Source organism: Pseudomonas sp. S3_A09, from assembly GCF_054668065.1.
This window is the reverse complement of the sequence record NZ_CP162752.1, coordinates 3,579,388-3,605,889: the sequence shown is the minus strand read 5'-3', so window position 1 is coordinate 3,605,889 and position 26,502 is coordinate 3,579,388. Positions and strand designations below refer to the sequence as shown.

At 60.5% G+C, this 26,502-nt stretch carries 22 protein-coding genes, 1 other RNA gene and 1 riboswitch; of the genes, 7 read left to right on the top strand and 16 right to left on the bottom strand.

The window, feature by feature from the left end:
- Positions 1–3: 3 nt before the first annotated feature.
- The 9 genes from mraY to rsmI form a co-directional block, all read right to left on the bottom strand.
- On the bottom strand, positions 4–1,086 hold the full coding sequence (gene mraY, locus AB4N92_RS16850; RefSeq protein ID WP_010213039.1) for a phospho-N-acetylmuramoyl-pentapeptide-transferase: 1,083 nt from the start codon (positions 1,084–1,086) through the stop codon (positions 4–6).
- Complete coding sequence (locus AB4N92_RS16845) at positions 1,086–2,456, bottom strand: UDP-N-acetylmuramoyl-tripeptide--D-alanyl-D-alanine ligase (protein ID WP_038452722.1); 1,371 nt, start codon at positions 2,454–2,456, stop codon at positions 1,086–1,088. The genes mraY and AB4N92_RS16845 overlap by 1 nt, the downstream gene beginning before the upstream one ends.
- Positions 2,449–3,912, bottom strand: a complete 1,464-nt coding sequence (locus AB4N92_RS16840; RefSeq protein ID WP_010213043.1) for a UDP-N-acetylmuramoyl-L-alanyl-D-glutamate--2,6-diaminopimelate ligase — start codon at positions 3,910–3,912, stop codon at positions 2,449–2,451. The genes AB4N92_RS16845 and AB4N92_RS16840 overlap by 8 nt, the downstream gene beginning before the upstream one ends.
- A complete protein-coding gene (locus tag AB4N92_RS16835) occupies positions 3,912–5,654 on the bottom strand; it encodes a peptidoglycan D,D-transpeptidase FtsI family protein (RefSeq protein ID WP_165447909.1) in 1,743 nt (580 codons plus the stop codon). The genes AB4N92_RS16840 and AB4N92_RS16835 overlap by 1 nt, the downstream gene beginning before the upstream one ends.
- Complete coding sequence (gene ftsL / locus AB4N92_RS16830; RefSeq protein WP_010213047.1) at positions 5,654–5,947, bottom strand: cell division protein FtsL; 294 nt, start codon at positions 5,945–5,947, stop codon at positions 5,654–5,656. Before ftsL ends, AB4N92_RS16835 begins: the two co-directional genes overlap by 1 nt.
- Positions 5,944–6,891 carry a 16S rRNA (cytosine(1402)-N(4))-methyltransferase RsmH gene (rsmH, locus tag AB4N92_RS16825; protein WP_010213048.1) on the bottom strand — a complete coding sequence of 316 codons (948 nt, stop codon included), beginning with the start codon at positions 6,889–6,891 and terminating at the stop codon, positions 5,944–5,946. The genes ftsL and rsmH overlap by 4 nt, the downstream gene beginning before the upstream one ends.
- On the bottom strand, positions 6,888–7,343 hold the full coding sequence (mraZ, locus tag AB4N92_RS16820; protein WP_003171868.1) for a division/cell wall cluster transcriptional repressor MraZ: 456 nt from the start codon (positions 7,341–7,343) through the stop codon (positions 6,888–6,890). The genes rsmH and mraZ overlap by 4 nt, the downstream gene beginning before the upstream one ends.
- 354 nt (positions 7,344–7,697) lie before the next feature.
- An RNA gene (rnpB, locus tag AB4N92_RS16815) (RNase P RNA component class A) lies at positions 7,698–8,049 on the bottom strand.
- Between the two features lie 96 nt (positions 8,050–8,145).
- Entirely contained in the window at positions 8,146–9,051 is a 906-nt protein-coding gene (gene rsmI / locus AB4N92_RS16810; protein WP_181195555.1) for a 16S rRNA (cytidine(1402)-2'-O)-methyltransferase, read from the bottom strand.
- Between the two features lie 176 nt (positions 9,052–9,227).
- Here rsmI and AB4N92_RS16805 point away from each other — a divergent pair, with 176 nt between their 5' ends.
- The 4 genes from AB4N92_RS16805 (at position 9,228) to AB4N92_RS16790 (ending at position 12,674) form a co-directional block, all read left to right on the top strand.
- The gene (locus AB4N92_RS16805) at positions 9,228–11,039 is read left to right on the top strand and encodes a penicillin-binding protein activator (protein WP_010213053.1); all 1,812 of its coding nucleotides are present in this window, start codon (positions 9,228–9,230) and stop codon (positions 11,037–11,039) included.
- Positions 11,039–11,410 (top strand): YraN family protein, encoded by a 372-nt coding sequence (locus AB4N92_RS16800; RefSeq protein WP_010213054.1) that lies wholly within the window; start codon positions 11,039–11,041, stop codon positions 11,408–11,410. Before AB4N92_RS16805 ends, AB4N92_RS16800 begins: the two co-directional genes overlap by 1 nt.
- 92 nt (positions 11,411–11,502) lie before the next feature.
- The gene (locus AB4N92_RS16795) at positions 11,503–12,096 is read left to right on the top strand and encodes a phosphoheptose isomerase (RefSeq protein WP_021491872.1); all 594 of its coding nucleotides are present in this window, start codon (positions 11,503–11,505) and stop codon (positions 12,094–12,096) included.
- Positions 12,093–12,674: a BON domain-containing protein gene (locus AB4N92_RS16790; protein WP_010213057.1), complete on the top strand. Its 582-nt coding sequence runs from the start codon at positions 12,093–12,095 to the stop codon at positions 12,672–12,674. The genes AB4N92_RS16795 and AB4N92_RS16790 overlap by 4 nt, the downstream gene beginning before the upstream one ends.
- Positions 12,675–12,735: 61 nt before the next feature.
- Here the strand turns inward: AB4N92_RS16790 and AB4N92_RS16785 are convergent, their stop codons facing one another.
- The 7 genes from AB4N92_RS16785 to AB4N92_RS16755 all read right to left on the bottom strand — a co-directional run bounded on the left by AB4N92_RS16785 (position 12,736) and on the right by AB4N92_RS16755 (position 23,547).
- A complete protein-coding gene (locus AB4N92_RS16785; protein WP_236266865.1) occupies positions 12,736–13,509 on the bottom strand; it encodes an OmpA family protein in 774 nt (257 codons plus the stop codon).
- Positions 13,510–13,701: 192 nt separating this feature from the next.
- Entirely contained in the window at positions 13,702–14,346 is a 645-nt protein-coding gene (locus tag AB4N92_RS16780; RefSeq protein ID WP_010213059.1) for an MBL fold metallo-hydrolase, read from the bottom strand.
- A gap of 85 nt (positions 14,347–14,431) precedes the next feature.
- A complete protein-coding gene (locus AB4N92_RS16775; RefSeq protein WP_042571671.1) occupies positions 14,432–17,161 on the bottom strand; it encodes a LuxR C-terminal-related transcriptional regulator in 2,730 nt (909 codons plus the stop codon).
- Between the two features lie 225 nt (positions 17,162–17,386).
- Positions 17,387–18,751 (bottom strand): DUF1329 domain-containing protein, encoded by a 1,365-nt coding sequence (locus AB4N92_RS16770; protein WP_010213061.1) that lies wholly within the window; start codon positions 18,749–18,751, stop codon positions 17,387–17,389.
- A gap of 27 nt (positions 18,752–18,778) precedes the next feature.
- Complete coding sequence (locus AB4N92_RS16765) at positions 18,779–20,641, bottom strand: DUF1302 domain-containing protein (protein WP_010213063.1); 1,863 nt, start codon at positions 20,639–20,641, stop codon at positions 18,779–18,781.
- 332 nt (positions 20,642–20,973) lie between these two features.
- Positions 20,974–22,656, bottom strand: a complete 1,683-nt coding sequence (locus AB4N92_RS16760; RefSeq protein ID WP_236266866.1) for a fatty acid--CoA ligase — start codon at positions 22,654–22,656, stop codon at positions 20,974–20,976.
- Positions 22,657–22,914: 258 nt separating this feature from the next.
- Positions 22,915–23,547, bottom strand: a complete 633-nt coding sequence (locus tag AB4N92_RS16755) for a LysE family translocator (protein ID WP_010213066.1) — start codon at positions 23,545–23,547, stop codon at positions 22,915–22,917.
- Between the two features lie 85 nt (positions 23,548–23,632).
- On the opposite strand from AB4N92_RS16755, the gene AB4N92_RS16750 reads away from it, so the two are divergent.
- From AB4N92_RS16750 to AB4N92_RS16740, 3 genes are all read left to right on the top strand, one after another.
- Positions 23,633–24,598, top strand: a complete 966-nt coding sequence (locus tag AB4N92_RS16750; RefSeq protein ID WP_021491875.1) for a 2-hydroxyacid dehydrogenase — start codon at positions 23,633–23,635, stop codon at positions 24,596–24,598.
- A gap of 30 nt (positions 24,599–24,628) precedes the next feature.
- Positions 24,629–25,627 (top strand): class I SAM-dependent methyltransferase, encoded by a 999-nt coding sequence (locus AB4N92_RS16745; protein ID WP_106118884.1) that lies wholly within the window; start codon positions 24,629–24,631, stop codon positions 25,625–25,627.
- Between the two features lie 50 nt (positions 25,628–25,677).
- Positions 25,678–25,799, top strand: a riboswitch (yybP-ykoY riboswitch).
- 88 nt (positions 25,800–25,887) lie between these two features.
- Positions 25,888–26,472: a TMEM165/GDT1 family protein gene (locus tag AB4N92_RS16740; RefSeq protein WP_004372026.1), complete on the top strand. Its 585-nt coding sequence runs from the start codon at positions 25,888–25,890 to the stop codon at positions 26,470–26,472.
- Positions 26,473–26,502 lie beyond the last annotated feature (30 nt).

The following is a 26,502-nucleotide window of genomic DNA, read 5'->3' as shown; positions in this document are numbered from 1 at the left end:
TTTCTACCTCAGTTTCAGGGTGGCAAGGCCGATCAACACCAAGATCACGGTGATGATCCAAAAACGGACAATCACACGTGGCTCAGGCCAGCCCTTGAGTTCAAAGTGGTGGTGAATCGGCGCCATGCGGAACACGCGGCGTCCGGTCAATTTGAAGGAAGCCACCTGGATGACCACCGACAGGGTTTCCATCACGAACACACCGCCCATGATGAACAGCACGATTTCCTGGCGAACGATCACCGCGATGGTGCCCAGGGCCGCGCCCAGCGCCAGTGCGCCGACGTCGCCCATGAAGACTTGTGCGGGATAGGTGTTGAACCACAGGAAGCCGAGGCCGGCACCGATCAGCGCGCCACAGAACACGATCAGCTCGCCTGCACCCGGTACATAAGGGATCAGCAGGTACTCGGCGAATTTCACGTTACCCGACAGGTAGCAGAAGATGCCGAGCGCGCCGCCCACCATCACCGTCGGCATGATCGCCAGGCCGTCGAGGCCGTCAGTCAGGTTGACCGCGTTGCTGGAGCCGACGATCACGAAGTAGGTCAGCACCACGAAGCCAATGCCCAGTGGAATGCTGGCGTCCTTGAGCATCGGGATGATCAGGGTGGTTTCCACCGCGCTTGGCGCGGTCATGAACAGGAACACCGCTGCGCCCAGGCCGAACACCGATTGCCAGAAATACTTCCAGCGGCTTGGCAGCCCCTTCGAATTCTTCTCGATCACCTTGCGGTAGTCATCTACCCAGCCGATGGCGCCGAACAGCAGCGTGACCAGCAACACGGTCCACACGTAGCGGTTGTGCAAGTCGGCCCACAGCAAGGTGCTGATGCCGATGGACGACAGGATCAACGCACCGCCCATGGTCGGGGTGCCGGATTTGGACAGGTGCGACTGCGGGCCGTCATTACGAACCGATTGACCAATTTGCAGGTTCTGCAGGGTGCGGATCATCCACGGCCCCAGGAACAGCGACAAACACAACGCAGTCAGCACACCCAGGATCCCGCGCAGGGTCAGGTACTGAAAGACCGCGAAGCCTTTGTGGAACTGTTGCAGATACTCAGCCAGCAGCAGCAGCATTAATGTTTCTCCGTACTTGAGCCACACAAGGCCGCGACGACGTTTTCCATCACCGCGCTGCGCGATCCCTTGATCAAAATGGTTGTATGTTTGTCATGTTCAGCCGCGGTCAGCGCCTGAATCAGCTCGGCCTGGGTCACAAAATGTCGGGCACCAGGGCCGAATACGCTGACGGCGTGGGCCATGTTCGGGCCGACGGCATAAAGCGCGTCGACTTTGCCGGCGGCGTAAGCGCCGACCTCGCGATGGGACTGTTCGGCCCAGTCGCCCAGTTCGGCGATGTCGCCCAGCACCAGCACCTTGCGGCCTTCGAAGCTTTTGAGCAGGTCAATGGCAGCGCAGATAGAGGACTGGTTGGCGTTGTAGGTGTCATCGATCACGCGCATGCCGTTGGTGGCCAACTGCGCTACGGTGCGCCCCTTGACCGGCTGCACCGCACCCAGGCCCGTGGCGATCCCGAACAGCGACACGCCGAGGGCGTAGGCGGCTGCAGCGGCGGCCAATGCATTGGCGACGTTGTGGTTGCCCAGCAGGTTCAGTTGCACATGTTCGTTGCCTTGCGGGGTGTGCAAGGTAAAGGACGGGCAGCCACGCGCATCAACGGTGATGTTGGACGCATGGAAATCCGCCGCGGCGTTGAGCACGGCAAACGTCAGGACCTTGCGACCGGCGGCGCGTACACGCCAGGTTTCGAAGGCCTTGTCGTCGAGATTCAGCACAGCGATGCCCGAGGCATCGAGGCCTTCGAGGATTTCACCCTTGGCCTCGACGATTTTTTCCGGGCCGCCGAACTCGCCGACATGGGCGGTACCGGCGTTGTTGATGACCACCACGTGAGGCTTGGTCAGCGCCACGGTGTAGGCAATTTCGCCGACGCGCGACGCGCCCAACTCGATCACCGCCGCCGTGTGTTCCGGGGCCAGTTCAAGCAGGGTCAACGGGGCACCGAAATCATTGTTCAGGTTGCCACGGGTGGCGTGCACCGGGCCGCGCGTGCGCAACACGCCGGCAAGCAGCTCCTTGACCGTGGTCTTGCCGCTGGAGCCGGTAATGGCCGCAACGGGATTGGTAAATGCGGCACGGTTCAACGCACCCAGCTGGCCGAGGGCCAAACGGGTGTCGGCGACCAACAGTTGCGGCAGTGTGGAGTCCGCCACTGCGCGCTGCACCAAGGCGCCGACGGCACCTTTGGCGGCGACTTCATTCAGGTAGTCGTGACCATCGAAGCGCGGGCCCGTCAGTGCGACAAACAGTTGCCCCGGCTTGATGTTGCGGCTGTCGATACTGACGCCGTCGAAGCTGCAATCGCTCGACAGCACGCGGGCCGACAGGGCTTGGGTCAGTTCGCTGAATTTCATCGCTTTAAGCATGGGCGATCTCCCAGGCGTTCAAGGCGTGATCGGCCTCGACCAGATCGGAGAAGGCGTGCCGCTCGCCGTTGATTTCCTGATAGTCCTCATGACCTTTACCGGCCAGCACCACCACGTCGTCAGCACCGGCGCTGGCGATCAATTGGGCGATGGCTACACCGCGCCCGGCGACAAACGTGGCCTTGGACACGTCTTTGAAGCCGACACGGATGTCGTCGAAAATCTGGCTCGGGTCTTCGCTGCGAGGGTTGTCGTCGGTGACAAGCACGCCATCGGCCAGACGCTCGACGATCTCGGCCATCAACGGACGTTTGCCGCGATCGCGATCGCCACCGCAACCGAACAGGCACAGCAGCTTGCCCTTGGCGTGTGGACGCAGCGCCACCAGGACTTTTTCCAGGGCATCGGGCGTGTGGGCGTAATCGACCACGACCAACGGCTGTTTGCCGCCACCCAGGCGCTGCATGCGACCGACCGGGCCTTCCAGCTTCGGCAGTACACGCAGGATTTCGTCGAGGGCGTACTCCAGGCCGAGCAACGCGCCGACGGCCGCCAAAGTGTTACTCAGGTTGAAGCGACCGAGCAGGCTGCTGCGCAAATGATGCTCGCCCTGAGGCGTCACCAGCGTGGCGCGCACACCTTCATCATTGAATTGGGCTTCGCGGCAATACAGGTACGCGCTGGCGTCTTCCAGGCTGTAGCTGATCAAGCGCGATTCACGGTCTTCGGCAGCCAGCTGGCGGCCGAATGCGTCATCCAGGTTTACCACGCGGCACTTGAGGTCGTTCCAGGCAAACAGCTTGGCCTTCTCGGCAGCGTAGGCTTCCATGGTGCCGTGGTAATCGAGGTGATCGCGGGACAGGTTGGTCATCACCGCCACATCAAACGCCAGCGCAGCAACGCGGCCCTGGTGCAAACCGTGCGACGACACTTCCATGGCAACCGCCTTGGCGCCGGCCTTTTTCAGGTCGGCCAGGGTCGCTTGCACAGCGATCGGATTCGGCGTGGTGTGCAGGCCGCTTTGCAGCGCGCCATAGAAACCGGTGCCCAAGGTGCCGACGATGCCGCAATGCTGGCCCAGCAGGTCAAGCGCCTGCGCAATCAATTGGGTCACGCTGGTCTTGCCGTTGGTGCCGGTGACGCCGATCAGGTTGACCTGGCGGCTCGGGTCGCCATAAAAGCGTCCGGCAATGTCAGACAGCTGCGCAGCCAGGCCTTTGACCGGAATCAATGGCACGTCAGTGATCGGCAGCACGGTGGCGCCTTCCACTTCATAAGCCACGGCAGCCGCACCGCGTTGCAAGGCATCCGCGATGTGCGCACGGCCATCGAACTTACCACCCGGCACGGCCAGGAACAGGTCACCGGCGCGTACATTACGACTGTCCAGGCTCAGCTCGCGGATCAACAGATCGCGTCCGGCATGGGCAAAAATCTTGTTCAGGCTAAGAGACATCAGCCGCGCCCTCCATTGGCTTTTACAGCAGCGGCCGGTGGACCGGCATTCGCTTGTTGGGTCGGCGGCAGGTTGTCCGGCGTGATGTTCATCAGGCGCAGGGTGCCGGACATCACTTTGCTGAACACCGGCGCCGATACCAGGCCACCGAAGTAACCGGCTTTGCTCGGCTCATCGATCACCACGACGATGGCGTAGCGTGGATCGCTCATCGGGCCGAAGCCGGCGAACAGCGAACGGTAAGAGTTTTCGGCGTAGCCTTTTGTGCCCACCGACGTTTTACGAGCGGTACCCGACTTGCCCGCCACGTGATACGCCGGCACCTGGGCACGGAATACGCCGCGCGGTGCCTCGATCACTTGTTGCAGCATGCCTTGCATGGTCTTGGCGACGTTTTCCGGAATCACCTGGGTGGCTTTCGGCGCTTCGTCGACATGGATCAGGCTCAGCGGAACCATCCGGCCATTATTCGCCAATACAGAGAAAGCGTGAGCCAGTTGGATCGCGGTCACGGACAGGCCGTAGCCGTAGGAAAGCGTGGCGGTCTCGGCCTTTTTCCAGTCGCGATAGTTGGGCAGGTTGCCCACGCGCTCGCCTGGGAAATCGAGGCCGGTGGGTTGGCCCAAACCGATTTTCTGCGCCAAGTGATAGATGGTCTCGCCGCCGATATCGAAGGCGACCTTACTCATGCCCACGTTACTGGAGTTGATCAGGATACCTGTCAAATCCAACACCGGGCCTTCGGTACGGGACACGTCACGAATGGTGTATTTGCCCAGTTGCAAGGTACCTGGGTACACCTCGACCTTGTCGCTCGGTTTCCAGCGCCCGGTTTCGAGGGCAGCACTCATGGAGATCGCTTTCATGGTCGAGCCCGGCTCGAACACGTCGATCATGGCGCGGTTGCGCATCATCGCCGGCTGCAGGTTGCGACGGTTATTAGGGTTGTAGGTCGGCTGGTTGACCATGGCGAGGATCTCGCCGGTCTTCACGTCCATGATCACCAGGCTGCCGGCCTTGGCGCCATTCTCGATGATCGCGTTACGCAGCTCGCGGTTGGCCAGGTATTGCAGGCGCAGGTCAATCGACAACGCCAAGGGCTTACCGGCCTTGGCGTTCTTGGTGACTTGGACGTCCTTGATCAGTCTGCCGCGCCGATCCTTGATGACTTGGCGTTTGCCAGGAACACCGGCAAGCCATTCATCGTAGGCGAGTTCGACGCCTTCACGGCCGTGGTCATCGATGTCGGTAAAGCCCACCATGTGCGCGGTGGTTTCACCGGCCGGGTAAAAACGACGGAATTCCTCGATGCCGTAGACACCGGGGACTTTAAGGTCGAGCACCTGCTGACCTTGTTCAGGCGTCAAGCCACGAACAAGGTAGATGAATTCTTTATTGGCCTGGGCTTCGAGGCGCTCGGCCAAGGCTTTCGGGTCCTGGCCCAAGGCAGCAGCAAGCGCCGGCCAACGGTCCTTGGCCACCTGCAGTTCCTTGGCGTTGGCCCACAGGGTGGTCACCGGCGTACTGACGGCCAGAGGCTCGCCGTTACGGTCGGTGATCAGGCCGCGGTGTGCAGGAATCGGGATGTGTCGCAGGCTACGGGCGTCGCCCTGGCCGATCAGGAAGTCCCGGTCGACCACTTGCAGGTCAATGATCCGCCAGGCAATCGCACCCACCATCAATGCCAGCAAGCCGAGCATCAGGCGGAAGCGCCATGGGTAGAGTGCGCCCTCGAGTTTCATCATGGCGCCACCATGCGGACTTCAGCCGCGCCAGGAATATGCATTTTCAGCTGTTCGGTGGCCAGCACTTCGATACGGCTATGGGCCGTCCAGGTGCTTTGTTCGAGGATCAACCGGCCCCACTCCGCTTGCGCCTTGTCACGCACACTCAATTCCCCATACAGGGTATTCAGCAACTGACGGTTGTAGTGGGCGCTGTACGACACCGCAATCGCGGAAATCAGCACGCCGACAAACAGCAGCAACATGAAGAAGCTGCCGCCCGGGAGGGGCTTGGCGAAAAGCTTGCTCACCGCAACTTCTCCGCGACGCGCATAACGGCGCTGCGGGAGCGTGGGTTGGCCTTGAGTTCGGCTTCGGAAGCGAACTGCGCTTTGCCATGGATTTTGATTTTCGGCACAAAGGCCTCGAAACGTACCGGAAGGTTGCGCGGCAGGTTGTCGGACTCACCCTTGACCAGGCGACGCATGAACAGTTTGACGATACGGTCTTCCAGGGAGTGGAAGCTGATCACCACCAGGCGACCGCCCACTTCCAACGCCTCGAGCGCAGCCTCGAGGCCGGCCTCCAGGTCGCCCAATTCGTTGTTGACGTGAATACGCAGGCCCTGGAAGGCTCGGGTTGCCGGGTTCTTGCCCTTTTCCCAGGCAGGGTTGGCGACTTTCAGTACTTCGGCCAGGTCGGCTGTGCGTTCGAACGGCTGGATTTCACGGCGCTCAACCACGGCACGGGCCATGCGGCCAGCGAAACGTTCTTCACCGTATTCCTTGAACACACGGGCGATTTCTTCCACTGGCGCGGTCGCGATGAACTGCGCGGCGCTGACGCCACGGGTCGGGTCCATGCGCATGTCGAGCGGGCCATCGTTCATGAAGCTGAAGCCGCGTTCGGGGTCGTCGAGCTGTGGCGAGGACACACCCAGGTCGAGCAAAACCCCGGCCACCTTGCCCGCCATGCCGCGCTCCGCCACTTCGGCGCCCAGCTCGGCAAAGCTGCGCTGCACAACGACAAAGCGGCCGTCTTCGGCCGCTAGCGCTTGCCCGGTGGCAATCGCTTGAGGGTCTTTGTCGAACCCGAGGAGTTTGCCGTCAGGCCCGAGCTGGCTGAGTATCAACCGGCTATGCCCGCCTCTGCCGAATGTGCCATCCAGATAGCAGCCATCCGCGCGTACGGCGAGAGCCTCAACGGCTTCGTCAAGCAGTACGGTGATGTGGTTAAAGCCGCTATCAATAGTCACAGGATCAAATCACGCAGTTCATCAGGCATGGCGCCCGGTTGTTGAATAGCAGCCAGGTCAGCTGCAGAAACAGCATCCCAGGCATCTTCGTCCCACAATTGGAACTTGTTCAGTTGGCCGACCAGCATTGCGCGCTTATCCAGCTTGGCGTACTCGCGCAGACGCGGAGGCACCAGGAAACGACCGCTGCCATCCAACTCGAGGTCGACGGCATTACCAATCAGCAAACGCTGCAGGCGGCGGTTTTCTTCACGCAATGAAGGCAGGGCGCGCAATTTGGTTTCAATCAACTCCCACTCATCGAGGGGGTAAACACATAAACAAGGGTCAACGGCATCGATAGTGATGATCAACTGTCCGGAACTTCGCGAAATGAGCTCGTCACGATACCGGCTCGGCATGGCGAGACGGCCTTTTGCATCGAGACTGATAGCGTTAGCTCCGCGAAACACAGATGCGTTTCTCCAAATTTTAGCGTTTTACGTTCAAAAAACCCACTTTGTGCCACTTTCCGCCACTTGCGCACACTATAGGAATGCGCCCACCACACCGTCAAGGCGCGGATTCAAGGAAAAGCCTTACAGAACGGAGATTTAGGAGCGTAAACGGAGGAGAAAACCGAGTTCGACGATGTTTTTGGCCCAACAAGCACAGATAGCTCAAAGAGCTATAGCTCGAAGTTAAAGTAATTTATTAAGAGTAAGATTTTTTTGGTATTACGAAGATGCATCTGCCAATCATTCGGCAGGGAGGGATTCTTGCGTTACTACCGGTTTTCTGCCCGAGATTCGGACAAAAGGAAAAAGGTGGAGAGTCGATCTGTAAGCCGGGTTCTGTCTTGAACAGTCATTCGTCTACGATGGCCATCACTGGACATCTTTAGCAACCTACCCGGTCCCAGCGCGGGCCACGCCTTGGGACCCTATTTGGTCTTGCTCCAAGTGGGGTTTACCTAGCCACGAACTGTTGCCAGACGTGCGGTGCGCTCTTACCGCACCTTTTCACCCTTACCGGCACCGAAGTGCTTAGGCGGTTATTTTCTGTGGCACTTTCCGTAGGCTCACGCCTCCCAGGCATTACCTGGCACTTCGCCCTATGGAGCCCGGACTTTCCTCCCCCCTAATTTTCATAGAGGGCAGCGACTGTCCAATCGACTCTCCGCCGCGAAGGTTAACGGCACGGCGGACTTAGGACAAGTAATAAAAGTTCAGAATTGCCATCACGTTCAGACGGAATACAGGTTTGACACCGGAACTATTCGGCCTTCTGCTTATCCAGTGCCGTTTGATACAAGAGGTTCTTGCGCACGCCGGTAATCTCCGCCGCCAGGGCTGCTGCACGCTTGAGTGGCATCTCCTTGAGCAGTAGATCCAGAATACGCATCGCCTCGCTGCCCACGGCGTCCTCGTCCTCTGGCGCCGTCCAGCCCGCCACCAGCACCACACACTCGCCGCGCTGCTGATTACTGTCGCCCTCGACGAACGCACGCAGCGCTTCCAAAGGCAGGCCCTTGAGGGTTTCAAAGGTCTTGGTCAGCTCACGCGCCAGCAGCGCCAGGCGTTCGCCGCCAAACACCAGCTCCATATCCTGCAGGCATTCAAGGATTCGGTGGGGGGCTTCATAAAAGATCAACGTGCGCGGTTCTTCCTTCAGTGCTTGAAGGCGCGCACGACGCCCTACAGCTTTGGCTGGCAGAAAACCTTCAAAGATGAAACGGTCCGACGGCAGGCCCGCCGCCGATAACGCAGCGATCAGCGCGCACGCGCCCGGAACAGGCACTACATTGATACCAGCGGCCCGCGCCTGGCGCACCAGATGGTAGCCAGGGTCGGAGATCAGCGGCGTGCCTGCGTCAGAGATCAGCGCCACATCGTCGCCGGCCAGCAGGCGTACGATAAAGCGACTGCCCTCCTCGCGCTCGTTGTGCTCATGGCACGCCGCTAATGGCGTGCTGATACCAAAATGCTGCATCAAGCGCTGGGAGTGACGAGTGTCTTCAGCCGCGATCAATTTAACCTCGCGCAACACTTTCAGTGCCCGAGCACTGATGTCGTCCAGGTTGCCAATGGGCGTCGCCACGACAAAAAGCGAGCCTGCAGTGGAATTCAAAGGACCTGGAGCAGTCAAAACGCACACCTCGATGGTTGGCAAAAGTGACATTGTAGCGCGTAGGCGCCTTGAAAATATGCCATCACGGCCGATGCCTTTTCAGCCGTTTGACGCCCGTTGCAACATTTGCACGACCTAAATCGACGGTTTCACGCCAGTAACATCGCGCCTGGGCCAGTGCTTGGGTACAATTCCACGCTAATTTGATCGGTATCAGGAACACTTACATGATCGCTTGCCTGCGGCTGCTCTCCGCCCTCTGCCTCGCTGCCTTGCTGGCCGCCTGCGCCAGCTCGCCCTCGTCCAGCCTTGGCGACCTTCCACGGACCCCGGACGCCAGTATCGAGCAACTGCTCGAACAGGCCACCACCGCCAAGACGCCAGAAAAGGCCGCATTACTGCGCCTGAGTGCGGCAGACATGGCCTACAAGCAGAACAACCCTGGCCGCTCGTCGCAGATTCTTGCGCAGGTGTCCCTGGATGTCCTCAAGCCAGCCGCGCAAGTTTTTGCCAGCACCCTGGCCGCTGAACTTGCCATGGCGCGCAACCAGCCCAAGGCCGCGTTGACCGCCCTGAACCACCCAAGCCTGCAAAGCCTGAAGGACCTGCCGCCCGAGCAGCAGATCCGCACCGCCAGCGTACACGCCCGTGCTTATGAAGCCGATGGCCAGACCCTGGCCGCCGCCCGTGAACGTGTCGCCATGGCCCCACTGCTCACGGGCGATGCCGCCAAAAGCAACCACGAAGCTATCTGGGTATTGATTGCCGCCCTACCGGCGGAACAGTTGCAGGCCAGCGGCAACCCGACGCTCGACGGCTGGATTACCCTGGCCCAGGCAGTCAAGGGCGCCGGTACGCTGGAGCAGCAACAGGCTGCCATCGACACCTGGCGTGCGCAGAACCCGGGCCACCCGGCTGCCGTGCAACTGCCAACGCCACTGACCAAGCTCAAGGAACTGGCCAGCCAGCCCCTGACCAAGATCGCCCTGCTGCTGCCACAGGATGGCCCGCTGGCCTCCGTCGGCAAGGCACTGCGTGAAGGCTTCATGGCTGCGCACTACCAGGCTGAACAAGCCGGGCAGAAGCCGCCAGTGATCGAGTTCTATGACAGCTCGCGCCTCACCTCCCTCGACGACTTTTACGCCAAGGCCCAGGCTGCAGGCGTACAACTGGTAGTCGGCCCGCTGGAGAAACCGCTGGTCAAACAGCTCAGCGCGCGCCCACAACTGCCGATCACCACCCTGGCACTGAATTACAGCGAGAGCGATCGCAGCCCGGCGCAACTGTTCCAGTTCGGCCTGGCCGCAGAAGACGAAGCTCGCGAAGTATCGCGTCGTGCGCGTGCCGATGGCCTGCACCGCGCTGCAGCAATGGTGCCCCGTGGCGAGTGGGGCGAGCGTGTCTACAAAGCCTTCCGCCAGGACTGGGAAGCCAATGGCGGCCAGGTCATGGGGGTTGAGTACGTCGACCAGCCGGTCGCCCTCGCCCAGCAAATTGCCGATCTGTTCCAACTGCGTAAAAGCGAAGGTCGCGCCAAGAGCCTGCAAAGCACCGTTGGCACCGACGTCGCGGCGCAACCATCGCGTCGCCAGGACATCGAGTTCATCTTCCTGGCCGTGACCCCGCAACTGGCCCAGCAGATCAAGCCGACCCTGAACTTCCAATACGCCGGCGATGTGCCGGTGTACGCCACGTCCCACGTGTTCAGCGCCAGCGGCGACAAGAACCAGTACCTGGACATGACCAATGTGATGTTCTGCGAAACCCCTTGGCTGCTCAACACCACCGACCCGCTGCGCAATCAGGTTGCCGCTCAATGGCCGCAAGCCAATGGCAGCCTGGGTCGCCTGTACGCCATGGGCGTCGATGCCTACCGCCTGGCGCCACGCCTGGGGCAACTCAAGGCATTGCCGGACACCCGAGTTGACGGCTTGTCGGGCAGCCTGGGCATCAGCACCACCCAGCGCGTTGATCGCCAGATGCCATGGGCCAAGTTCGTCGGCGGTGAGATCCAGCGTCTGCCGGACACCCCGCGCTGATGCCCGAGCGGTCCAGCGCACAAAGTGGCAAGGATGCCGAACTACAAGCTCTGAAGCACTTGCAACAACAGGGTCTGCGCCTGCTGGCGCAGAACTGGTTATGTAAACGTGGCGAGCTTGATCTGGTCATGCTTGACGGCGATACAGTAGTATTCGTCGAAGTCCGCTACAGAAAACACGCACAATGGGGTGGCGCACTCGCCAGTATCGACGGGCGCAAGCGTCAAAAGCTGATACTGGCCGCGCAGTTTTTCCTGCAGAAAGAGCATCGCTGGGCCGACGCCCCCTGCCGTTTCGATGTGGTTGCCATAGAAAGCACACCGTCTGGTCAAGCTGATCTGAACTGGCTCAAAGATGCCTTCGACAGCTGATTCGCCGGACATCTTCACCACACACTTTTGCTCTTTGCTTTGCGGGCTGCACATTCCTGTGCCAAACAGCCGCGCTACTTAAGGTCACACAGATGGACATGCAATCCAGAATTCGCCAGCTTTTCCAGGCCAGTATCGACACCAAGCAACAGGCGATGGACGTACTTGCACCGCACATCGAGCAAGCCAGTCAGGTCATGGTCAACGCCTTGCTCAATGAGGGCAAAATGCTTTCGTGCGGCAACGGCGGTTCGGCCGGCGATGCCCAGCATTTCTCGTCCGAGCTGCTCAACCGCTTCGAGCGTGAGCGTCCGAGCCTGCCGGCTATTGCCTTGACCACCGACTCGTCGACGATCACCTCGATCGCTAACGACTACAGCTACAACGAAATCTTCTCCAAGCAGATCCGCGCCCTGGGCCAACCGGGCGACGTGTTGCTGGCGATTTCCACCAGCGGCAACTCGGCGAATATTATTCAAGCGATCCAGGCCGCACATGATCGCGAAATGATTGTCGTAGCATTGACCGGACGCGATGGCGGCGGCATGGCCTCACTGCTGCTGCCTGAAGACGTGGAGATTCGCGTCCCGGCCACAGTCACCGCACGTATCCAGGAAGTCCACCTGCTGACGATCCACTGCCTGTGCGATCTGATCGACAGCCAACTGTTTGGGAGTGAAGAATGACCGTTAACCGCCTCAGCCTTTTAGCCATCACCCTGTGCCTCGCTATCAGCGGCTGCAGCACGGCCATCACTGCAACACGCGACACCCCTATTCAGGATGACAAGGGCACCCGCACTTTCGGCAGCAAGATCGATGACTCGCTGATCGAAACCAAGGTTGAAGTCAACGTTGCCAAGGCCGCACCGGACCTGGGCAATGGTGCTTCGCGCATCGTCGTGACCAGCTTTAACGGCGTCGTGCTGCTCGCTGGCCAGACGCCACGCGCCGACCTCAAGGCCCAGGCCGAGCAAGCCGCCGCCGCCGTACAGCGCGTGAAGAAGGTACACAACGAGCTGCAAGTGATGAACCCGATCACCCTGCTGGCCATCAGCAACGACGCGCTGCTGACCACCAAGATCAAAGCGCAGATGCTCACCGATAACGCGATCCCTGGCTCGCGCATCAAGGTCGTCACCGACAACGGCATCGTCTACCTGATGGGCCTGCTCACCCAGGCCGAAGCCACTCGCGCAGCCAACCTGGTGCAGGGTGTTTCCGGTGTGCAGAAAATCGTCAAGGTCTTCGAGTACATCGATTGATGTAACCGACAGCCACAAAAAAGGGCGCCTTACTCAGGCGCCCTTTTTTATTCACGAATGTTTACTGGTACTGCGAGTACGGATTGCCCTGGAACTGGTTGTTCTGTTGTGGCGCCTGTTGCTGGGCACCTGGCTGTCCGTACTGTTGGCCAGGAATCGGGCCGAGGTTCACTTCCACACGACGGTTCTGGGCACGGCCGTTGACGTCGGCGTTGCTGGCAATCGGGTTATCCGGGCCGGCACCGCGGGCGCTCAGGTTGGCGCCGTTGACGCCTTGGGAAGTCAGGTAGTTGGCTACGCTCTGAGCACGGCGCAGGGACAGGTCCATGTTCAACTGGCGGCTACCGGTGCTGTCGGTATAACCGACGATCTGGATAGTGTTCTGATTGAACTGCTTGAGCGAGTTGGCCAGGTTGTTCAGCGGCTGGTAGAAGCTGCTGGAAATCGCGTCCGAGTTGGTCGCGAAGGTGATGTTGCCTGGCATGATCAGCTTGATCTGGTCACCCTGGCGCTGAACTTCAACACCGGTGTTGGCCATGCTTTCACGCAGTTTCTTTTCCTGCTGATCGGCATAGTAGCCGTAACCCGCGGCACCGGCACCCGCAACGACGGCGCCGATCAGCGCGCCCTTGCCACGGTTGTTGTGATCGATGGCCGCACCGGCCAATGCGCCGGCCAGGGCACCCAGGCCACCGTACTTGGCAGTCTTGCTCATACCGCCGGATTCATTACTCGCCTGTCCCTGGCTGCTGCCGTCATAAGGGTTAGGGGATGCGCAGCCGGACAACAAAGCTACGCAGGTAGCGACAACAAGCAGACGACGCGAAGTGAACATGGGGGGAGCTCCTACTTTTGCATTCTATGGTGCAAAGGACATTGGCAATGGACCTGTGCCGAGTTTGGAACGCGACAAACGGCAAAAATTCCGTGACTACAGAAACCGTAGCAGACGCTCACTGAACACGACCTGAGTTTTTGCTACAAGGTTTGCTTGTTATAGAACGCGCTCTGCCCGGCAATGAACCCTTCACGCCCGCACAAATGGGTTCTCACGCATTTCATCGCCCAGCCGGGTATCCGGCCCGTGGCCGGTCACTACCGTCGCGCCCTCGTCCAAGGTATACAGGCGCTGCTTGATCGAGCGCACGATGGTCGCCTGGTCGCCGCCCCACAAATCGGTGCGCCCGATACCGCGACGGAACAGTGTGTCGCCGGCAATCAGCAGCTTGGCGTCGGCAAACCAGAAGCTCATCGACCCAGGCGTATGGCCGGGTGTGTGCAACGCCACGCCACAGCCACAGGCCAACTCTTCATCATGTTCCAGCCAACGATCCGGCGAAGGTACAGGGGTATAGGGCACGCGAAACATCTGGCATTGCATTTCCAGATTGTCCCAAAGGAATTGATCTTCTTTGTGCAGGTGCAAGGTGGCACCGGTCTTCTCCTTCAACTGGCCGGACGCCAGGAAGTGATCCAGATGGGCATGGGTGTGGATGATGCTCACCACTTTCAGTCCCAGGGCATCGAGCCGCGCCAGGATCAGCTCATGGTTGCCGCCTGGGTCGACCACGATGGCCTTTTTGCTGACGGGGTCGCCGATGATGGTGCAGTTGCACTGCAGGGGGCCGACGGGGAAGGTTTCGCGGATGAGGGTCGGCTTGGCGGTTTCCATTCTGGGTCCTGTCGTGCAAATGAAATATCGTTTCCGGGCGAACATCGCCGGAATAAGTGCACTATTAAAACAGACTGGAGTATCCCTAGCCGATCAACCTCAGCTCTTGGGCCCTCGCCACTGCTTGCGTACGACGCTCTACACCCAGCTTGCTGTTGATGTGGCTCGCGTGAGTCTTGACCGTGTGCAGGGAGATAAACAGTCGATTGCTGATTTCCTGATTGGAGCAACCTTGAGCGATCAATTGCAGCACCGCCAGCTCCCGCGCGCTCAAGGTCTCATGGGTAGAAGCCGCTTCCACCACGACTACCGCCGGTAACAGCGCCAGCAGACTCTGGCTCAGCAGGCCGTGAGGATCTTTGGCCAGCTGCTCACGCATCCAGTCCGGGTGGGTTTCCAGCAATCGCTGGAAGGGCTGCAAAGCCCCGCCTATGCCGGCCTCAAGGGCCTGGGTAAACACTGAACGCGCCTTTGTCTCCTGCCCCTCCTCCAGCAACAGTTGCACCCGTTGGGTCAGGGCCATTAACGCGATCATCTGACGCCCGCTGTTATGCGCCTGCAGCGCCAGCTCTTCGAGACGCTGCAACGCCGCCGCAGGTTGGTGGCGAGTGGCGTCCAACGCAGCCTGTTGCAGCCCGATATGCTGCGGCAGGTGCGGGTGAAACTCCGGCGCGGCAGCGGCGTGTTCGCCATGGTAAGTTTGCCCCAGGCGCGTCAGCCAGGCGTCGGCCAAGTCGGTGCGGCCCTGGGCCAGCCACAGCTCGCACTTGATCAGGGTGATCATCGCCAGGTAGTAGATCGGCGGCACATCCCAGATATGCATCAGGCGCTCAGCCTCGGCGAGTTCGGCAAAGGCTTTGGGGAAGTCACCACGACGCCCTTCGAAATTGGCGATCACACAATGGCCGATCAACACGCTGATATCGCGACAAGCTCGGGCTTCGGCGAGGCCGGCACGCAAACGGGCGAGGCCGGCGTCGGGCTGGAGCCGCACCAGCAGCAGAAAACCTTCGTAGAGCGACAACCGCGCACGCACTGCATACAAGCGCTGCGGCGCCAAGCCGTGCAGGCGTTGCAAGCCCTGGCGGACTTCATCCAGGGAACGCAGGATCTCACCGCGCGCTTGCAACACTCGCGCGCGGTCGTAGTGGGCCAGGGCTTCGAACAATGGGTTGCCGACGCGCTGCGCCAGCTCCAGGGATTCACGGTTCAAGCCACGTGCACGCCAGAGGTCGGCATCGACAATGGCCAGGTTGGACAGGGTCGACAAGCACATCAACCGCTGGCCGTAACGCCGTTGTGGCAAGCTCTCCAGGGCCTCGCTGCAATAGCGCTGGGTCAGCTCGCGATCGCCCCGGCCGCGGGCGATGATCCCGCTCAGGGCCAGCCACTGGGCCAACATCGATTTCTGCGCGGTAGCCGACGGCGCCGGCAGGAAGCGGCTGAGGTAGCTGGACAGTTCTTCCGCCGCATCCAACTGGCAGGCCAGGCCCAAGGCCCAGCTGTAGAGCACGATCAAGCGCGGCGTGCTGATCAACAGGCTGTCGGGCAAGTCCATTTTCCAGCGCAGTAGCATGCCGACATTCTGCTCAGCCAGCAGTTGTTCTTCAGACAGGTTCTGTACCAGGTTGGCCGCCACGTCCAGATGGCCGGCGCGCAGCGCCTGCTCCACCGCTTCATCGATCAAGCCTTGGGCATTGAACCAGCGACACGCACGCAGGTGCAGGCTGGCCGCCGGCAGAACGTGACTGCTGGCGCGCCGTGTGCGCAGCAAATCAGAAAAAAGATGGTGATAACGGTACCAATGCCCTTGGTCGTCCAGTGGCACCAGAAACACTTGGTGCGCCTGCAGGTAACGCAGGATTTCGGCACTGTCGTGGGCTTCACGCACCGCGTCGCAGAGTTCGCTGCAAAATCGATCCTGAGGGGCGGTGTCGTACAAAAACGCCTGCACGTCGGCCGGCAGGCAGTCGATGACTTCTTCCAGCAGGTAATCGCGGATGAGCCCTTCGCCGCCGTGCAGGCTCTGCGGCAAGGCGCCGTCGCTACCGGCTTCAGAGGCGGCCAACAGCCAGAAACGCAGGCCGGCGACCCAGCCTTCGCTGCGGCGGATCAGGTTATCGAGGGCTTCACCTTGTAGGGAATTGCTGTGGCGATCCAGCACTGCCAGTGATTCGTCGTGAGTCAGGCGCAAGTCCTGTTCATGCAGCTCCAGCAGATGACGCGACAACCGTAGCCGCGCCAGATGCCAGTCCGGACGCTGGCGGCTGGTAACCAACACCACCAAGCCGTCAGGCAAATGATTGAGGAAAAACTGCAGGCAGCGGTCGAGCACCGGCCCTTGGGCCAGATGGTAATCATCCAGCACCAGCAACAGCGGCGCACGGGTGGACAGGTGGACAGCCAGTTCGTCGAGCAGGCCATCCAGCCACTCTTCAAAGGCAAAGGGTTGGTGACGCTGACGCATTTTCAGCAGGCCCAGGGATTGGGCGCCGAGTTGCGGAAAGAATTGCTGCAAGCCGTCGAGCAGGCGTTCGAGGAAACGCCCGGGGTCGTTGTCCCGTGGGCTCAGGCCCAGCCACAGGCTTTGCCAATGGGCCGGCAGGCTCTGGCAAAACTCCACCGCCAACGAACTCTTGCCAAACCCAGCCGGTGCGCTGACCAGCAGCAAGCGCCCTTCCAGACCAGCGCTCAGGCGTTCGCACAGGCGAGGGCGCAGCACGTAGCCGTCAGGCAGAGGTGGCCTGTAGAAGCGACCTTCCAGGGTCGGAATGACCGTGCTGGCAGGCCCTTGGATTCGGGACAGATCAGTCATCGCCGGGCTCTTGTAGAAGGCTGTTGTCGGCATTGCAGATGTCCGCAGACTAGCGGTAAAAGCGGCGGGTTTGTAGATCTTTGCAACATTTGCCTGAAAAAGAACTGCGACAAAAAATGTGGGAGGGGGCTTGCCCCCGATGGCGGCGGATCAGTCAATGCGCTTTTTGACTGTCCCACCGCCATCGGGGGCAAGCCCCCTCCCACATTTGCAAGCTAACGCAGGTTAGCGAACACCATCCTGGCGCAGGGCCGCCGGGGTGAAGTCGCTGGTGGTGGCGGTGAAGCCAAAGTCATACGCCTGCTTCTCTTCGTTCTTCATGCCCAGCGCCAGGTAGCGGCCGGACTGCAGGTCGTAGAGGGTTTCCAGGGCGTACCACGGCACTTGCTTGTCGTAGTAGTTCTCGGCATGGGCTTCCGCCACGCGCCACAGCTGGCCACGACCGTCGTAGTGGTCGATGACCGCTGCTTGCCAGGTGTCTTCGTCAATGAAGAAGTCACGCTTGGCGTAGATGTGACGCTGGCCTTCCTTCAAGGTCGCGACCACGTGCCAGACGCGGCGTAGCTCGTAGCGGGCCAGGTCCTGGTTGATGTGGCCGGCCTTGATGATGTCGGCGTATTTGAGCTTCGGATCGTCGATCTTGTAGCTGTTGGAGGCGATGTAGATTTCTTTCTTGCCCTCCAGCTTCCAGTCGTAGCGATCCGGTGCGCCGTTATACATGTCGAGGTTGTCGGAGGTACGCAGGCCGTCGGCTGCGGTACCTGGCCCGTCATAGGACACTTGCGGCGCCCGGCGCACACGGCGCTGGCCGGCGTTGTAGACCCAGGCCGAACGCGGTTCCTTCACCTGGTCCAGGGTTTCGTGCACCAGCAGCACACCACCGGCCAGACGTGCCGGCGCGGTCACTTGCTGCTTGAAGTAAAACAGCACGTTGCCTGGGTTTTTCGGGTCGTAGTCCTTCATCTTGTCGCGGAATACAAACTGGTCACGGAAGTACACCAGGCTGTAGGATCCGTTGGTTTGCGGCGTGGCCTGGGTCACCAGACGGGTCACGCTGCCACCGCGATAACGGGTGATGTGGTTCCAGATCACCTCTACGCCGCTTTTCGGAATCGGGAACGGTACGGCGGTTTCGAAGTTTTCCAGGCCGTTACCGCCAGAAACCAGGTTGGTCGTGGTGGCGTTCTTCTTGATGGAGGCAAACACATCAGCCGGCACTGTGGCACCGCGATGGGTCGGATAGACCGGCATCTTGAAGGTTTCCGGATAGCGCTTGAACATCGCGTACTGCCCCGGCGCCAGCTTGTCCTTGTATTGCTCCACGTTCGCTGCGGTGATGGTGAATTGCGGTTGTTCATTGGCGTAAGGGTTGGCCAGGAACCCACGGGCGTCGACGGCACCCGCGTTGGTCGGCAGCGGCGACCACTTAGGAATGGTGCCCGCCGCGTTACCGGCCATTTCGGCGCCCATCGGCGTCAGGGTCGTGCCCAGCTTGGCAGCTTCATCCGCCGACACCGCCGCCATGACGTTGCTCGCCAGGATCGACAGCCCAAGCACACCCACGTGCAACAGACTTTTGGTTATTTTCATGTTCTGGTCTTCCTGAAATGCGTGTGCTTAGAAGTTGGCGCCGAAGCTCAAAGCGACGAAGTCGCGGTCATCCACCGTGCTGAACTTGCCACCAAAGAAGTTGGTGTAGGCCAGGCTGGCGGTGTAGGTGTTCTGATACTCGGCATCCAGGCCCAGGCTGACTGCCTTGCGACCTTCTTCGAAGTTACCGCCAGGGCCTGGCGAATAACCTTTGACGTCATGGGACCACGCCACGTTTGGCTTGAGGTTGACGCCGGCGAACACGTCCGGGTATTCCCAGATGGCGCGAGCGCGGTAGCCCCAGGAGGTGGCGGTGGTGTAACCGTCGTTGTTGCAGTTGGTATTCAGGCTGGCGGCATTAGGCAAACCACCGCCTTGTGCTGTGGAGTTGTTGAGCGCGTTGCAGAACCCCCCTGGTAGCGAACCCGGACCAAAGACTGGGTCACGGCCATAACGTGCCTCGGATTTGCTTTCCAGCCCACCGACATGGGTCACGCCGATTTCACCGACAGTGGTCAAGCGGCTGGCGCCCATGACTTGATCGAAGAAGTGCGTGAAGGTGGTTTGGAACTGGGTGACTTCCTTGCGGTTATAACCATGCAGGTCCTGACCCGGCGTCCCTTTCAACACAGACGCATTGTTGAAGGGCGGAAGTGGCGTTACGCCGGCGAAAAGAATGTCTGTGGTGCTCAGTTGTACCGGTGCATTTGGGCGATAGCTCAACTCGCCGCTCCATGCAGTCCCCGTAGGCAGGGTAGTGGAGAAACTCAAGCCATACAGACGAATATCTTCCGGGTATTCAACGAAATAATTGGAGTTACCCGCGACCACCAACGGACGCAGCTGGGCTGGCACACCAGGCGTTGCACCGGTGTATTTCGATTGCGGTGCGCCCTGGGCACTGAAGATCGGCGCACGACTGTGGTAGTTCATGAAGTAAGCGCCGAACTCTGTATCCAGCGGCTCGAAGTTGTAATGGAACGCGACACCGAACTGACCACTGTCGCGCGCATCACGATCTGGACCACGACGCACCAATACGCCTTCGTTATTGACGTCGACGCCATTGGCGGCAAGCCCTGGCAGTACTGCGGCAGGCAGGAAGCGACGACTGTTCAACACGCGCAAATTGTCACTGCAGCCGTCGGAAATAACATCAGGCTGAGAGAAGAAAGTGCCGCAGTTATCGGTAACGGTCTGGTCCCATTCCAACTGATAGAACGCTTCCGCCGACAGGTTATCGGTCAGTGTCTGCGACACATAGAACATATTGACCGGAATCAAGCCTTCCTTGATCTCAGCCCCCGGACGACGGAACGCGGACACGTCGATCGGGTTGATCGAGTTGATGCCGCCGCCAATGAAGGTACTTTCACCCCAGCTCACCACCTGCTTGCCAAAACGTACCGACCCCGGCAAATCGGCAATGTTGTAGTTGTGGTAGATGAACGCATCGAGAATCTGCCCGCCAGAGGACTTGGCGCCCTCTTTACGGTTGTTGTCGCTGATGTCCTTGAACGGACGGCTTTCGTCCTTGAGCTCAAAGTCATACCAGTACTTGCCACGCACAAACACACCGGTATCGCCGTACTTCAGTTCCAGGTCATGAATACCCTTGAAGATCTTCGAGAACGTTTCACCGCGCTTAAAGTTGAGGTGACCGTCGTCGGAAGTTTGGGATAAGCCACGACCACCGTTGTTGACGCCAATCAGATCCTTGTTGGGCTTGGCTGTCGACCAGCTCGCCCCCACGGAAAGCGACGAGTCAAAACTCCCTTCGATTTCACCGATATTGAAACTGACGCCGAATGCGGGCCCGGCGAGCGTAGAAGCGAGACTGACGGCCAGGGGCAGTCTTGCCCGGCGCCAGAACTGGTTTACTGAGGTCATCGACGCTACTCCATGTGCATTATTGTTATGGCAGTGAGTTCTTTCTGTTGATGCGTGTAACAGCCGGAATACAACGATTCCAATGCCGCTCGGCAGCCGAGCCCTCATGGCCCGAAGCGGAACATCCTTGAAAAACTCTGAGTGGGACTATAGCCAGCAGGGGGTACTGCTTGATCCCTCTAAAGTGTGATTTGCATCACCAACCCGTCTGCCACAGTCCTTTCGCCATGTCGGCGAGGGCCGACGCGGCAAGGATGGCTGAAAATCGGCAAATCACAAGTAAAGGTGCCAGATAGAGCATTGCCGTGCCCGAGCGGGCACGGCGAGGAGGGTCAGAGGGTGGACAGGAAGGTGCTGTTGTTCGCCTGCCATTCAATGATGTCGATACGGATACGTTTTTTGTCGAGTTTTCCTACACTCGTCTTGGGAATTTCCGTAACAACGGCGATTTGGCTAGGAATCGCCCATTTGCTCAAATGGCCCAATTCCACGAACGGCTTGAGGTGTTCCTTGAGCTCGCGGGCGCCTATCACATGGCCATCACGCACCACCAGCAAGGCAAACGGACGCTCGCCCCACTGCGGATCGGCGATGCCCACCACCGCTACTTCGCGTACCGCCGGGTGACGGCTGACCAGGTCTTCGAGGGCCAGGGAGGAGATCCACTCGCCGCCGGTCTTGATCACATCCTTGATGCGGTCGCGAATATCGATCACGCCAAATGCATCGAGGGTGGCCACGTCGCCCGTGTGCATCCAGCCGCCCGCCCACAGCTCGGCGCCCTTCTGCGGCTCGTTGTAATAACCCTCGGTCAGCCACGGCGCGCGCAGGACCAACTCGCCCAGGGACTCGCCGTCGGCGGGCAGGAAGTTACCCTCAGCGTCCATGATCGCCGCTTCCACCAATGGCCCAGGCACACCGGCCTTGATGCGGTAGGTGATGCGCTCGTCCTCGGTGCCGGCCATCAGTTCTTCGTTGAGGTGGGCGCAGGACACCAGCGGGCCGGTCTCGGACATGCCGTACGCGGCGGTCAGTTGAATCCCACGGGCCTTTGCCGCCTCATACAGCGTACGGTTGAGGGCACTGCCGCCGATGACGATTTTCCAACCGCCAAAATCCACGCCTTGGGCGGCCTTGGCGTTGAGCACCATCTGCAGGATGGTCGGTACGCAGTGGGAGAAAGTGACCTTTTCCTTACGCCATAGCTCCACCAGGTATTCCGGGTCGTAGCGACCGGGGTAGACCTGCTTCAGGCCGAGCATGGTCGCCACATACGGCAAGCCCCAGGCGTGCACGTGGAACATCGGCGTGATCGGCATGTACACGTCGTTGGTGCCGAGCAATCGCACGCTGTCGACGCTGCCCATGATGGTCGCCACACCTATGGTGTGCAGCACCAACTGGCGGTGGGTGAAATACACACCCTTGGGGTTACCGGTGGTGCCGGTGGTGTAGAAGGTGGTGGCGACGGAGTTTTCGTCGAAATCCTGGAAGTCATACTTCGGGCTGGCGGCGGCGAGCAGGCTTTCGTACTCGCCCACCAGGTTGGGCAGCTCGGCAGTCTTGGAATCGCCGTCGGTGAGCAGCAGGGTCTTGTCGACCGTCGTCAGGTGCCCGGCAATCGCCTGGTAAAGCCCCACGAACTCACTGTTGACCAGCACGAAGCGGTCCTCGGCATGGTTCATGGTGTACAGGATCTGTTCCGGCGACAGGCGCACGTTGATGGTGTGGATCACCGCGCCGATCATCGGGATGGCGAACATGCATTCCAGGTAGCGATGGCTGTCCCAGTCCATCACCGCGACGGTATCACCGGCCTTGACGCCGGCCTCGGTCAGCACATTAGCCAGGCGGGCAACGCGTTCGATCAGGGTCGGGTAGGTGTAGCGCAGCTTGTCGCGGTAGACGATTTCCCGGGTCTTCTCGTAACGGGCGCCGGACATCAACAGGCGTTTGATCAACAGCGGATATTGGTACGCACCTTCGGCGGGCGGGATAACACGGGTCTGCAACATACGAATCCCTTTTATGACTGCACGGTCTTGGCTTCAAGATCTGCACTGTAGAGACCTTATGTTTCAACCAAATCAGCCAAAGGAATGATTTGCAGCCCCCAATGAATGCTAGCTTTGCGCCAGCATTGAAGCCTTACCGAGCTCCAATGTGGGAGCGGGCTTGCTCGCGAATGCGGTGGATCAGTCACGCATGTGTTGACTGTCACAGCGCATTCGCGAGCAAGCCCGCTCCCACATTTGTGCGGTGCTCACTCGAGTTTACTTCATGCTGGTGAAGGCCAGTTTTACGCCAATCGCAATCAGCACAGCGCCCATGGTGCGGTCGAACCAGTGGCCCATCCGCGCAAACCCAGCGCGCACGCGCTGCTGGCTGAACAGCATCGCCACCAGACAGAACCACAGCGCCGTCGCCACTGCCAGGTACACGCCGTAACCAGCCTGGATCGCCAGCGGTGTGTGCGGGTTGATCACCACGGTGAACAACGACAGGAAGAACAGCGTGGCCTTGGGGTTCAAGCCGTTGGTCACGAAACCGGCAGTGAAGGCACCTCGCGGGGTGCGTTCGCCCGCTTCGCGGTGCAACTCGCCCTCGGCGGCAGGCTTGGCCGGCTGCGCGCGCAGGGCCTTGAAGCCGATGTACAGCAGGTAGGCGGCCGCGGCCCATTTCAGGGCGTTGAACAACACGATGGACTGGGACACGATCAAGCCGATACCGAGCAACGAATAACCCACGTGCAGGAAAATCGCCGAACCGACGCCCAGTGCAGTCCAGGTCCCGGCGCGACGGCCGTGGGTCACACTTTCACGCACCACCACCGCGAAATCCGGGCCGGGGCTGGCCACCGCCAGTAAGTGAATCAGGGCTACGGTCAAAAACTCGGCGGCGTACATGCTCACTCCCATTAAGTAACTGATTATTTCATCTGATAGGCTCGGGAGATTACGCCTTCGAACCCTGTCGCAAAAGGTACAGTTGATGACGAACAATCGCCGCGCCGTCTTTCTTGATCACCCTTCCCTGGACCTGGGGGACCTCGACCTCAGCGAGCTGCGAGACAGCTTCAGCGAGTTGCAATTGTTTGCAGACACCACGCCGCAGAACGTGATCGAACGCGTGCAAGGCGCCCACGTGGTGATCAGCAACAAAATCGCCCTCAACACAGCAACCTTGGCGGCCTGCCCGGAGCTCAAGCTGATCCTGGTGTCAGCCACCGGCACCAATAACGTCGACCTCGAAGCCGCCCGCGCCCATGGCATCACCGTGAGCAACTGCCAGGGCTATGGCACGCCTTCGGTGGCGCAGCACACGATCATGCTGTTGCTCAACCTGGCGACGCGCTTGAAGGATTATCAACGGGATGTCAGCGCCGGCAAGTGGCAGGAGGCCAAACAGTTCTGCCTGTTGGACCACCCGATTGTCGAGCTGGAAGGCAAGACCCTCGGCCTGCTCGGCCACGGTGAATTGGGCGGCGCAGTCGCGCGACTGGCTGAAGCCTTCGGCATGCGTGTCCTGCTCGGCGCTATTCCGGGACGCCCGGCCCGCGCTGACCGCGTGCCGCTGGATGAACTGCTGGCGCAGGTGGACGCGCTGACCCTGCACTGCCCACTCAACGAACACACCCGCGACTTTATCGGCGCCCGTGAACTGGCGCTGCTCAAGCCCGGCGCGTTTGTGGTCAACACCGCACGCGGTGGTTTGATCAACGAACAGGCCCTGGCCGATGCATTGCGCAGCGGTCACCTGGGTGGCGCGGCGACCGATGTACTGAGCGTAGAACCGCCGGTGTATGGCAACCCACTGCTGGCCGGCGATATCCCGCGGCTGATCGTCACCCCGCACAACGCCTGGGGCAGCCGCGAAGCGCGCCAACGCATCGTCGGCCAACTGGCGGAAAACGCCCGTGGCTTTTTCAACGGGGCCCCGCTGCGCGTCGTCAGTTGATAAACTGCGCCCCTTTTCAAGGAGCAGACCATGGATCCGCGCAGTGAAGTACTGCTTCGTCAGGCCGAACTTTTTCAAGGCAACCTGCTGTTGGTGGGCTTGCCTGCCGACGACCTGCTCGGCCGACTGCCCAACGCCCACGGCTGGAGCTGGCATGCCGGCGACCAGGCGGCGCTAGATGCACGCTTCGCCGAGCGCAGCCACTTTGGTGTGAACGTGCCGGAGCGCGCATTTGATGCGGCGGTGATCTTCCTGCCCAAGTCCAAGGACCTCACCGACTACCTGCTCAACGCCGTGGCTGCACGCTTGCCCGGCGCCGAATTGTTTCTGGTCGGCGAGAAAAAAGCCGGCATCGAAAGCGCCGCCAAGCAGATGATCCCTTTCGGCAAACCGCGCAAGCTCGACAACGCGCGGCATTGCCAGCTGTGGCAGGTCACCGTGGCCAACGCGCCCCAAGCCGTCGAGCTGGAAAGCCTGGCACAGGTCTTCGAGGTGCCGCTGGCTGAAGGCCCGCTGAAGGTGTTGAGCCTGCCGGGCGTGTTCAGCCACGGTCGACTGGATCGCGGCACCGAGTTGTTGCTGGAGCACCTGGACAAGCTGCCAAGCGGCCATCTGTTGGATTTCGGTTGCGGCGCTGGCGTGCTGGGGGCGGCGGTCAAACGTCGCTACCCGCACAACACAGTGACGATGCTGGATGTGGACGCCTTTGCCGCTGCCAGCAGCCGCCTGACCCTGGCCGCTAACGGCTTGGAAGCCGAGGTGCTGACCGGTGATGGCATCGATGCGGCCCCGATGGGGTTGAACGCGATTTTAAGCAACCCGCCGTTCCATGTCGGGGTGCACACCGACTATTTCGCCACCGAAAACTTGCTGCGAAAAGCGGCGAAACACCTGGCAAAAGGCGGCGAACTGCGCTTGGTCGCTAACAGTTTCCTGAAGTACCAACCGCTGATCGAAGAGCACTTGGGCGTGTGCGCGATCAAGGCCGAGGGCAACGGTTTCCGCATCTACCGTGCAAAGCGCGGCTGACGGGCGTTTGAAAAAGAAGGCTTGCCGAATGGATTTTGCCTAGGCAGAATCCGCTCCGTCCTAGGGGAGTAGTCTCCCACGAGCGCCACGCTCGTCCGGCATACGTCAACATACTTGGTCAGCAGACCATGGCGTATGCGACCCAGGAGTCCGCACAGACGGACCGGGGTTTGACAAGACCTATGACACGCACACCTTACCCGGGGCGGGAAGGCTGTACGTGTCATAGCCGTGTCGACCCGCCCCTGGAAACCTACCTGATGCTGGATTCATTGCTCGTTCCTACCGCAATCGTTGCCTTGGCCGAAATCGGCGACAAGACGCAACTGCTCGCGCTCATCCTTGCCGCACGCTTTCGCAAACCCTGGCCGATCATCGCCGGCATCGTTGCCGCGACCCTGGCCAACCACGCGGCCGCCGGTGCCGTGGGGGCCTGGTTTGGGAGTTTCTTCTCGGATGCGGTGTTGCACTGGATCCTCGCGGCGAGCTTCTGCGCCACGGCGCTGTGGACCCTGGTGCCGGACAAACTCGACGATGACGAAGCCAGCACCACGCGCAAATTCGGCCCGTTCCTGACCACGCTGATCGCGTTCTTCCTTGCGGAAATCGGTGACAAGACGCAGATCGCCACGGTGATGCTGGCGGCGCAGTATCCGGAGTTGTGGCTGGTGATTATCGGCACCACCCTGGGCATGCTGATTGCCAACGTGCCGGTGGTCTTGGCGGGGAATTTTGCGGCGGAAAAACTACCGTTGACCTTGATTCGTCGACTGGCGGCAACAGCGTTCTTCATCCTGGCGATCGTGGCGGTGTACAAGGCCATGCAGAGCAGTGGCTGGATCTAAATCTGTAAACCCAATCAAATGCGGGAGCGG